This window comes from Gemmatimonadaceae bacterium (genome assembly GCA_035533755.1).
In the GTDB taxonomy this organism is placed as follows: Bacteria; Gemmatimonadota; Gemmatimonadetes; order Gemmatimonadales; family Gemmatimonadaceae; genus JAGWRI01.
In genome coordinates, this window is record DATLTC010000012.1 from 1 (window position 1) to 10,508 (window position 10,508).

Annotated in this window: 9 protein-coding genes; 8 read left to right on the top strand and 1 reads right to left on the bottom strand. The window is 71.2% G+C overall.

Annotation, left to right across the window (positions count from 1 at the left end; all coding sequences use genetic code 11):
- The coding region (locus tag VNE60_02880) for a carbon starvation CstA family protein (protein HVB30452.1) at nt 1–1,692 on the bottom strand (1,692 nt) is incomplete at its 3' end.
- A 122-nt stretch (nt 1,693–1,814) separates the two neighbouring features.
- Here VNE60_02880 and VNE60_02885 point away from each other — a divergent pair.
- From VNE60_02885 to VNE60_02920, 8 genes are all read left to right on the top strand, one after another.
- Nucleotides 1,815–2,477: a hypothetical protein gene (locus VNE60_02885; protein ID HVB30453.1), complete on the top strand. Its 663-nt coding sequence runs from the start codon at nt 1,815–1,817 to the stop codon at nt 2,475–2,477.
- A gap of 29 nt (nt 2,478–2,506) precedes the next feature.
- Nucleotides 2,507–3,517 carry an isocitrate/isopropylmalate family dehydrogenase gene (locus VNE60_02890; GenBank protein HVB30454.1) on the top strand — a complete coding sequence of 337 codons (1,011 nt, stop codon included), beginning with the start codon at nt 2,507–2,509 and terminating at the stop codon, nt 3,515–3,517.
- Nucleotides 3,514–4,341: a metallophosphoesterase gene (locus tag VNE60_02895; protein HVB30455.1), complete on the top strand. Its 828-nt coding sequence runs from the start codon at nt 3,514–3,516 to the stop codon at nt 4,339–4,341. The genes VNE60_02890 and VNE60_02895 overlap by 4 nt, the downstream gene beginning before the upstream one ends.
- Nucleotides 4,342–4,349: 8 nt before the next feature.
- Nucleotides 4,350–5,060, top strand: coding sequence for a SprT-like domain-containing protein (locus VNE60_02900; GenBank protein ID HVB30456.1), 711 nt, complete (start codon nt 4,350–4,352; stop codon nt 5,058–5,060).
- A 48-nt stretch (nt 5,061–5,108) separates the two neighbouring features.
- A complete protein-coding gene (locus VNE60_02905; GenBank protein HVB30457.1) occupies nt 5,109–7,595 on the top strand; it encodes a penicillin acylase family protein in 2,487 nt (828 codons plus the stop codon).
- A gap of 2 nt (nt 7,596–7,597) precedes the next feature.
- The gene (locus VNE60_02910; protein ID HVB30458.1) at nt 7,598–7,957 is read left to right on the top strand and encodes a hypothetical protein; all 360 of its coding nucleotides are present in this window, start codon (nt 7,598–7,600) and stop codon (nt 7,955–7,957) included.
- A 23-nt stretch (nt 7,958–7,980) separates the two neighbouring features.
- A complete protein-coding gene (locus VNE60_02915) occupies nt 7,981–9,156 on the top strand; it encodes an acyl-CoA dehydrogenase family protein (GenBank protein HVB30459.1) in 1,176 nt (391 codons plus the stop codon).
- 108 nt (nt 9,157–9,264) lie between these two features.
- On the top strand, nt 9,265–10,508 hold a 1,244-nt coding region (locus VNE60_02920), incomplete at its 3' end, for an Ig-like domain-containing protein (protein ID HVB30460.1).

The window sequence follows — 10,508 nt, forward strand, 5'->3', positions numbered from 1 at the left end:
GACCGTGGTGCCCACGCACAGCGCCACCGCGGCGAGCAGCTGGTTGGAGATGCCGAACAGCGGCCACAGCGAATTGATCCCGCCCAGCGGGTCGATCACGCCCTGATACAGGAAGTGGCCCCACATGGCCACGAACAGGGCGCTCGACAGAAGCACGGCCGGATACCACGACACGCGGCCGAACGGCTCCCACACGTGCCGCCCCAGATCCTGCAGCATGAACCGTCCCACGCGCGTGCCGGCGTCGAGCGTGGTGAGAATGAACAGCGCCTCGAACATGATGGCGAAGTGATACCACAGCGCCATCGCGCCGCCGCCGCTCAGGGCGCCGGAGAAGAGCTGCGCCATGCCCACGGCGAGGCTTGGCGCGCCGCCGGTGCGCGAGAGGAGCGACGTCTCGCCCACGCTCTTCGCGAGCTGCGTCAACTCGGCCGGCGTGACGTGGAACCCCCACTGCGCCACGGCCTGCGATGCGCTCTGCACCGTGGTGCCGAGCGCGCTGGCCGGCGCGTTGATGGCGAAGAACACCCCGGGGGTGAGCGCGCAGGCGGCGATCAGCGCCATGATCGCCACCAGCGATTCCATGAGCATGGCGCCGTAGCCGATCATCCGCGCGTCGGGCTCGCGCTCCAGCAGCTTGGGCGTGGTGCCCGACGCGATCAGGGCGTGGAAGCCGGACACGGCGCCGCAGGCGATGGTGATGAAGGCGAACGGAAACACCTTGCCGGCGAAGATCGGCCCCGTCCCGTCGGTGAATCGGGTGAGCGCCGGCATGTGCAGCGGTGGCAGCACGATGAGAATCCCCACGGCGAGCGTGAGCACGACGCCGATCTTCACGAAGGCCGAGAGATAGTCGCGCGGCGCGAGGAGCAGCCACACCGGCAGCACCGACGCCGCGAAGCCGTACCCCATCACGATCGCCGCCAGCGCCGTGCCGCTCAGCGTGAACGTGGCGGCGAGCGTGGGATCCTCGGCCACCCAACGTCCGGCGAACAGCGCGGCGACGAGCAGCACGAGACCGATCGCGCTCGCCTCGAGCACGCGGCCCGGACGGATCCACCGCAGGTAGATCCCCATGAACAGCGCGATCGGAATCGTGAGGCCGATCGTCACCGTGCCCCACGGACTGGCGCGGAGCGCGTTCACCACCACCAGCCCGAGCACGGCGATGAGCACGATCATGATGCCGAGCACGGCGACGAGCGCCGTGTAGCCGGCCACGGGGCCGATCTCCTCCTTGGCCATCTGGCCGAGCGTCTTGCCGTCGCGGCGCACCGAGGCGCAGAGGATCACGAAGTCCTGCACCGCGCCGCCGAACACCACCCCGACGATGATCCAGAGCGCGCTGGGCAGATAGCCGAACTGCGCCGCGAGCGTGGGGCCCACCAGCGGGCCCGGTCCGGCGATGGCCGCGAAGTGATGGCCGAACACGATCCACTTGTTGGTGGGCACGTAGTCGCGGCCGTCGTCCAGCCGCTCGGCCGGCGTGCGGCGGTTGTCGTCGAGCGCGAACACCTTGCTGGCGATGAACCGCGCGTAGAACCGATACGCCACGAGATACGTGCACACCGCGGCGGTGAGGAGCCAGGCGGCGTTGATCGTCTCGCCGCGGGACAGCGCGAGCCAGGCCAGCGAACCGGCGCCGAGCAGGGCGATGCCCGTCCACAGGAGGGCGCGCAGCAGCTTCGACATGGAGGAAGGGCTCCGGGGGAACGGGTGGGGCCCAAATTGGACGCCGATGGAACCGCGGTCAACCGGCGGCCGCGGGGCGCCGGCGCCCGGCGCGCCGCCCCGGGAATGGTTAGGTTTCCGGCGTGTCCCGCACTCTGAGTCTCGCCGGCGCGCTGTTGATCGTCGCGTGCGCCTCGCCGGCAACCCGCGCGCAGCAGCCGCCCACGCCGCCGGCTCCGTCGGTGGCCGTGGTGCGCCCGCTCGCCAACCTGGCGCCGCGGCGCATCATCGTCACCCCGGTGTTCGCGCTCAAGCGCGAAGACCCGCTCGGGTGGGCCGCCGGCATCGCGCGCCCGCGCGCCATGCTGCGGCAACTCGACTCGGCGATCGTGGCCGAGTTCGACGCCCGCGGACTGAACGCCACCTGGTACTTCGCGCCGGATCTCGAACGGAGCTATCGGCTCAATTCGACGTACGCCGCCGATCCGTACATGCTGGCCGAGCAGCCGCTGCGGGGATCGGTGGACATGAGCAAGCCGTACGGGGATCCGCTCGCCACCCAGCTCCGCACGATGATCGCGCTGCAGGACGGCGCGCGGTTCGTGATCCTGCCCGTGGAGCTGCGGTTCGAGCGCGTGGGCAAGGGGACGGACGGCCAGGCGGTGCTCAAGCTGGTGCTCGTGGACGCGCGCACCACCGAATTCCGCTGGACCGGCGAGGTGAAGAGCGACCCCGCGCCGGCGTTCGGACCGGCCGTGCTCACCAGCCTGGCCAATCACTTCGCCGACCTGGTCATCTCGCCGTAGCCGGCGGGACCACCGGCACACGTCATCGCATGGGCATTCCAGTCACGCTGATTCCGGGCGACGGCATCGGGCCGTCGATCACCAGCGCCACGGTGCGCATTCTCGAAGCCGCGGGCGCCGACCTCGCGTGGGATTCGCAGGCCGCCGGCATGGCCGCCCTGGCCCGGTACAACGACCCGCTCCCCGAAGCCACGCTCGATTCCATCAAGCGCACGCGGCTCGCGCTCAAGGGTCCGCTCGAGACGCCGGTGGGCGAGGGCTTCCGCTCCATCAACGTGGCCCTCCGCAAGACGTTCGATCTGTTCGCCAACGTGCGGCCGGCGTATTCCATCGTGCACGGCGGGCGGTACGACGACATCGACCTCGTGCTGATCCGCGAGAACACCGAAGGGCTGTACGTGGGCGTCGAGCACTACATCCAGGTGGGCGACGATCCGCGGGCGGCGGCCGAGTCCACGGCCATCGTCACCCGCGCCGGCTGCGAGCGCATCGTGCGCTACGCGTTCGAGTACGCGACCACGCACAACCGCCGCAAGGTCACGCTCGTGCACAAGGCGAACATCCTCAAGAACACCTCGGGGCTGTTCCTCGACGTCGGGCGGCAGATCGCCCATGAGTACTCGCACATCGCGTGCGACGACGTGATCGTGGACGCGATGGCCATGAACCTCGTGCTCCGTCCCGAGCGCTACGACGTGATCGTCACCACCAACCTGTTCGGCGACATCCTCTCCGACGAGATCTCCGGCCTCGTGGGCGGCCTGGGGCTCGCGCCGGGCGCCAACATCGGCCTCAACGGCGCGATCTTCGAAGCCGTGCACGGCACGGCCCCCGACATCGCCGGCAAGGGCATCGCCAATCCGTCGTCCGTGATCCTGGCCGGCTGCATGCTGCTCGAGCACGTGGGCCAGGGCGAGCGGGCGCGCCGCGTGCGCACGGCGCTCGAGGAGACGATCCGCGACAAGAAGACGATCACGCGCGATCTCGGCGGCACCGCGAGCACCGACGAGTTCACCGACGCGATCATCGCCCGGTTGTGACCACGGTGCGGCTGTTCCACTGCTCCGACCTGCACTTCGGGCATCCGGCCGTGCCGGCGCAGTACGAGGCCATCGAAGCCCTGATCCAGGAGCAACGGTACGACGTCGTCGCCATCTCCGGCGACCTGTCGCAGCGCGCCCGGGCGGGCGAGTTCCAGCGGGCCCGCGTGTTCATCCGGGAAGCCGAGCGCGTGAGCCGGGTGATCGTCGTCCCCGGCAACCACGACGTGGCCTGGTGGTTCTCGCCGCTCCGCCTGGGCCGGGACGCGGCGCTGCTGCACAAATACCGCCGCTACATCAGCGACGACATCGAGCCGGTGTTGCGCGTGCCGGGCGCCGTGATCGCCGGCGTCAACACGTCGCACGGCGTGCTCTGGGAGACGCTCACCTGGAACCCGCGCGACATCTCGATCATCGGCCATCTGGGCGGCGATCAGATCGAACGGCTGCGCGGCATCTTCGCCGACGTGCCGGCGGGCGTGGCCCGCGTGGTCGTGATGCACCACAACCCGGTCAGGGGCGAGCTGTCGCAGCGCCACGGGCTCAAACACACGCGCCGCATCCTCGGGTCGTTTGCCGAGATGGGCGTGGATGCCGTGCTCTGCGGCCACGACCACCAGGAGGCCGTGAACTTCGTGGAGCACACGGCCAAGGGCATGGTCATCTCCACGGCCGGCACGATGTCCAACCGATCGCGCGGCGGCCGCCCCTCGTCGGTGAACAGCCTCACGATCACCGACGACGCCATCGACGTGGCCACGCTCATCTGGTCGCCCGAGGCGCAGGCCTTCATCGCTGGGCCCTCCCGACGTTTCGCGCGCTGAGGCGGTTGATGCGCCGCGGCGCCGATCCCCACCAGCTCGAGCTGGCGGTGGCGCCGCCGCCGCCGCGGACGGCCGACGAGTTGCTCGCCGCGCTGCGCGCGCTCGGGCTGCGCCGCATCGCGCGGTGCACGCTCACGCGCAACCGCACGGTGATGGTGAGCTTCGGCGACGGGGAGATCCGCGTGCACGAGGGCTATCTGGCCGCCCCCGAGCCGGTGCTGCGCGCCATCGTCACGTTCGTGGAAGGACGCACCGCCGCCGACCGCCGCGCGGCGCGCCAACTCCTGCTGGCCGCCGCCGTCGTGTCGCGCGTGGAGGCGCGCCCCCCGGAGCGCACGCATCCCGACGACGAGCCGCTGGTGGCGCACCTCGCCGCCGCGCACCGGCGCCTCAACGCCGAGCGGTTCGGCGGCTCGCTGTCCGCCGTGCCGGTGCGCGTGTCGCGGCGCATGCGGTCGCGCCTGGGGCACTATGTCCCGGCCTCGCAGGGCGCGCCGGTGGAGATCGTCATCAGCCGGCGGCACATTCGCCGCGACGGGTGGGCTGACGCCGAGGACACGCTGCTCCACGAGATGGTCCACCAGTGGCAGGACGAGTCGGGACTGCCCGTGGACCACCGCGCGGCGTTCCGGCGCAAGGCGCGCGAGGTGGGCGCCACGCCATCGGCCAAGCGGATCGTGGACCAACCGCGGCAGGAACCGCGCCGCCTCGCCGGCTAGGCGAACGGCCCACTGGCCCTGCCGCGGGTGGGCCGTAACTTGCGTAGCATGACCTCCCGCATCGCACGGGCGCTGGCCGGCGCCGTGGTGCTCGCCGCGGCACTCCGGCTCGGCGCCCGCGGCGCCGGCCCGCTCCCGCCGCTCGGTCCGCTGCTCGATCCCGTGCACGGCGCCTGGGCCGCGGCCACGCACGCCACGCTCGCGCCCCGCGCCGCGGTGCCGATGAGCGGTCTGAGCGGCGCCGTGGACGTGCGCTACGACACCCGCGGCGTGCCGCACATCTTCGCCACCACCGAACTCGACGCGTATCGCGCCCTCGGCTACGTGGTGGCGCGCGACCGCCTGTTCCAACTGGACCTGCAGACGCACGCCGCGTCGGGACGGCTCACCGAGTGGGTGGGCCGGCGGGCCCTCGCGCTCGATCGCCAGACCCGCGACCTTGGCATGCCGCGCGCGGCGGAAGAGAAGATGGCCGCCATGGACACCACGGGGATGGCGTGGCGCGTGATGAATGCCTTTGCCGGCGGCGTGAACGCGTACGTCGACGCCCTCACGCCGGCGCAATGGCCCGTGGAATACAAGCTGCTCGGCGTGCGCCCCGAACGGTGGAAGCCGATCAACTCCATCCATCTCTTCAATCGCATGGGGTGGACGCTCACTTATGTGCCCGACGAGGCCGTGCGCCTGGCGGCACGCGGCGTGGTGGGCGACTCCGCGGCCGACGCGCTCTTTCCGCTGAACTCGCCCATCCAGGAGCCCATCCAGCCCAATGGGCAGCACGCGCCGCGCTTCGATCTCGCCACCCTCCCCCGTCCCGGCGCGCCCGACACCGCGGCGCGCGTCGTGGCGTCGCTGCTCCGCGAGGTCGCGCCGCCGGGATTCATGCAGCGCACCGATCCCCGGCATCTGGCCAGCAACAACTGGGCGGTGGGGCCGGCGCGGTCGGCCGACGGGCATGCGCTCCTCGCCAACGACCCGCACCTCGATCTCACGCTGCCCAGCATCTGGTACGAGACGCAGCTCGTGGTGCCCGGCACGCTCGACGTGTACGGCGTCACCATCCCGGGCCTGCCCGGCATCGTGCTCGGCTTCAACCGCGATCTCGCCTGGGGATTCACCAACACCGGCGCCGACGTGCTGGACTTCTATCGCGAGACGGTGGACGACGCCACGCACCCCACCCGCTACGAGGTGGACGGCGCGTGGCGCCCGCTCGTGCAGCGCGTGGAAGTGTACCGCGGCCCGCGCGGCGAGGTGCTGGCCACCGACACCGTGCGCTACACGCACCGCGGCCCGCTGATGCACCGGTTCGGCGCGTGGGTGTCCATGCGCTGGACGCTGCTCGAACCGTCGCACGAGATCGGCGCGCTATACGACGCGGCGCACGCCACCACGGCGCGCGCGTTCCTCGACGCGATGGCGCAGGGCTTCTTCGTGCCGGCGCAGAACGTCATCGTGGCCGATCGGTCGGGCACGATCGCCATCCGGTCCACGGGCCACTTTCCGCTGCGCCCCAAGGGCACCACGGGGATCGATATCTTCGATGGATCCACCAGCGCCAGCGACTGGACCGGCTACTGGCCGGTGAGCGACTACCCGCAGTCGTTCAATCCGGCGCAGGGATACCTCGCCTCGGCCAATCAGCAGCCCGAGGACCCGCGCCATCAATTCGCCTACCTGGGCGACGACCGCGCATACGATCCCTGGCGCGCCCTCGACATCAATAGTCTGCTGCGCGCCGATTCGAGCGTGACGGTGGACGACATGCGCCACTTCCAGACCAGTCCGCTGAGCGTGCGCGCCCAGCTCTTCCTCCCGTACTTCGCCACCGCCGCGCACAATGTGGGCGGCCCGGCCTCGTCGCCCGTGCAGCAGGCGGCGGAGATCCTGGCGCGATGGGACGGCCGGTACACGCGCGACAACGACGGGGCCGCGCTGTTCGAGGAGGCGATGCGCCTCCTGCGCGCCTTCACCTGGGACGAGCTGGACGATTCGAGCGGACGCCGCGTGGCCACGCCCGACGACGAGATCATGTTCGACCTGCTGCACCAGCCCACGAGCGCGTGGTGGGACGACCGGTCCACCAGCGGCGTAGTCGAGACGCGCGACGTGATCGTGGCGCGGAGTCTCGCCGCCGCGTACGACACGCTCGTGAAGCGCGACGGACCACCGGCCCGCGGCGGCTGGCGGTGGGATCGCGTGGCCACCGTGGACATCAGGCACCTGCTCGGCCTTCCCGGGTTCTCGGCGCTCGGACTCGAGTCCGCGGGCGGCCGCGGCACGCTCAATCCGGCGCCCGGCGGCTCCGGCTTCGGGCCGAGCTGGCGGCTGGTTGTGGATCTGGGACCCGAGGTCCGGGCGTGGGACACGTATCCCGGCGGGCAGAGCGGAAATCCGGCGAGCCCGCAGTATGAAGACCGCATTCCCCAGTGGCTCGCCGGTCGGTTGAGCCCGGTCCTGTTCCCGCGCGATGCGGCGGCACTTCCGGCCAATCGCACGGAGGCCACCCTCACCCTCACCCCCCGGGGGCCGTAATCATGCGCGCATTCCTTCGCCAGGCACTCCTCGCCGTCGCCTTTGGACTCGGCACCTATGCCTTCGGCTGGTGGGCCGTTCCCTCGATCGGCGCGTTGTGGGGGCTGATCAATCCCGCCGGCCGCCACGCCGCCGTCCGCGCGGGGATGGCCGCCGCCGCGTCGTGGGCGATCCTGCTCCTGGTGCCGGCCATCACCGGCGCGCCGCTGGCGGCGTTCACCGCGCACCTGGCGGGCGCCATGCAGGTGCCGGCGTGGGCGCTGGTCGTGGTCGAACTGGCGTTCCCGTTCGCGGTGGCATGGGGCGCGGCCACGCTCGGGGCGGCGGTGCGCGGCGGGAAGGGCGCCGGGAGCGCCCCATAGCGCGCGCACTAGATTCCAATGCCATGACGACCGACTTCTTCAACATCGACAGCGCGCTGTCCGAAGAGGAGCGCGCCGTGCGCGACAGCGTTCGGCAATTCGTGGACGAGCGCGTGTTGCCGATCATCGGGCAGCACTACATCGACGGCCACTTCCCGCTGGAACTCGTGCCCGAGATGGGCGAGCTCGGCGTGTTCGGCGCCAACCTGCCGGAGGAGTACGGCTGCGCCGGACTCAACAACGTGGCCTACGGCCTGATCATGCAGGAACTGGAGCGCGGCGACTCCGGCGTGCGCTCGTTCGCCTCGGTGCAGGGCGCCCTGGCCATGTTCCCGATCTTCGCCTTCGGCAGCGAGGAGCAGAAGCGAAAGTATCTGCCCGGAATGGCCGCCGGCCAGATCATCGGCTGCTTCGGGCTCACCGAGCCCGACTACGGATCGAACCCGTCGGGGATGCTCACGATGGCGCGCCAGCAGGCCGACGGCACCTGGATGCTGAACGGTGCCAAGATGTGGATCACCAACGGCTCCACGGCGCACATCGCCGTGGTCTGGGCCAAGACCAACGGCGACGCGAGCGATGCGTCCATTCGCGGATTCATCGTGCCCCGGGGCACCCCGGGCTTCACGTCCAGGGACCAGAAGGGCAAGCTCTCCCTGCGCGCCAGCGACACCAGCGAACTCGTATTCCAGGACGTGCATCTTCCCGCCGACGCGATCCTGCCGGGCTCGGGCGGCCTCAAGAGTCCGCTGATGTGCCTCACGCAAGCCCGCTACGGCATCTCGTGGGGCGCCGTGGGCGCCGCCATGGCCTGCTACGAGGAAGCGGTCAGCTACGCCAAGAACCGCGTGATGTTCGACCGGCCCATCGCCGGCTTCCAGATCCAGCAGCAGCGGCTGGCCGAGATGCTCACCGAGATCGTCAAGGCGCAACTCGTGTCGCTGCACCTGGGGCGCCTCAAGGACGCCGGCACCTACACGCCGCAGCAGGTGTCGCTGGCCAAGCGCAACAACGTGAACATCGCCACCGACATCGCGCGCGAAGCGCGGCGCCTGCTGGGCGCCAACGGGATCCTGGCCGAGTACGCGTCCATGCGCCACATGGCCAACCTCGAGAGCGTGTATACTTATGAAGGGACGCACGACGTCCACTCGCTGATCCTGGGGCAGGCGATCACGGGGTTGAACGCGTTCAAATAGCGCCCGCTCCGGCCCCGCCGGCGTGTGGATGTGATGTGCGCGCTTGACAGGCGGCCCCGCGGCCGCAGTATCCGGATCAGGCCGTTTCGCCAAGCGCCAGGAGTTCTCGTGTCGTTGCCCGCTCGTCCGCACCGCCAGCATTTCACCCGCGCGCTCGCCGGGACGGTGTGCGCCTCGCTGCTCGGCGCGTGCATGGGCGCTCCCACGGGCGACGTCAAGCCGGCGCTGGCGCTGGCGCTCCGGCCGGTCTTCACGGCGGCCGCGACCGCGGGGGTCGGCCTCGACCACATCCACATCGTGCTCACGCGGCCGCCGGCCACGGACCCGCTGGTGGACACGACGATCGCGCTGTCGGCGGGGCAGGACTCGGTGAGCGTGAAGCTGAGCGTCCGGGTCCTGCCCACCGATGACCACCTGCTGGCGGACATCGACCTGCTCGGCGGCGGCACCGTGTACTATCACGGCACGAGCGACATCCTCGTGCAGGCCGGAGCGCAGTCGTCCGCGGCGTCGGCCGTCACCGTGACATACGTGGGGCCCGGCGTGGGCGCGGCAACAATCGCGATCGCGGAACGCAAGGTCAGCGTGCCGGCCAACGCGACCGTGGCGTTTGACGCGTCCGTGCTCGACGCCAACGGTCGCGCCGTCGCGGACGTCCCGATCGGATGGAGCGTGTCCGACGCCACGCTCGGCGCCATCGGCGACAGCAGCGGGCAATTCGTGGGCGCTGGAAAGCGAGGCACCCTCACCGTGTTCGCGGTCACCCCCACCGGGCTCCGCGACTCCGTGCCGCTCGTGCTCCTGCCGGCGCCCACGCACCTCACCCTCGTCGGCGGTGACGGCCAGTCGGCGCCTGCCGGATCGGCCCTTCCGCAGCCGGTGGTGGTGGAGGTCGACGCCCTGGACGGCCCCGTGAGCGGCGTCGCCGTGCAGTTCGGCGCCGGCACGTCGGGAGCACGCATCACGCCCGATTCGGGCGTCAGCGACGCCGCCGGCCGCGTGTCGGCGCACGTGGTGCTCGGCACCGCCACCGGCGCGCAGCACATCTCGGCGTCGGCGCCCGGCCTGGCGGCCGCCGCCATCTCGGCCACCGCCACGGCGGTGCCCGCGGCCATCGCGAAAGTGAGCGGCGACGCCCAGGCCGACAGCGTGGGCCGCACGCTCGCGCCATTCGTCGTCAAGGTCACCGACGCCTTTGGCAACGCGGCCCCCGGCGCCATCGTCGCGTGGAGCGTCATCGGCGGCACCGGCCAACTCTCGACGGCAACGTCCGCCACCGACGCGTCGGGCGACGCGAGCGCCACGTACACGCTGAGCGGCAGCACGCGTACCGACAGCGTGCGGGCGGCGCT

What these genes read in the sequence shown, in the direction of transcription:
- VNE60_02900 (HVB30456.1), top strand. Translation starts at nt 4,350, where the DNA reads ATGCGCCGCGGCGCCGATCCCCACCAGCTCGAGCTGGCGGTGGCGCCG.
- VNE60_02890 (HVB30454.1), top strand. Translation starts at nt 2,507, where the DNA reads ATGGGCATTCCAGTCACGCTGATTCCGGGCGACGGCATCGGGCCGTCG.
- VNE60_02910 (HVB30458.1), top strand. Translation starts at nt 7,598, where the DNA reads ATGCGCGCATTCCTTCGCCAGGCACTCCTCGCCGTCGCCTTTGGACTC.
- VNE60_02905 (HVB30457.1), top strand. Translation starts at nt 5,109, where the DNA reads ATGACCTCCCGCATCGCACGGGCGCTGGCCGGCGCCGTGGTGCTCGCC.
- VNE60_02915 (HVB30459.1), top strand. Translation starts at nt 7,981, where the DNA reads ATGACGACCGACTTCTTCAACATCGACAGCGCGCTGTCCGAAGAGGAG.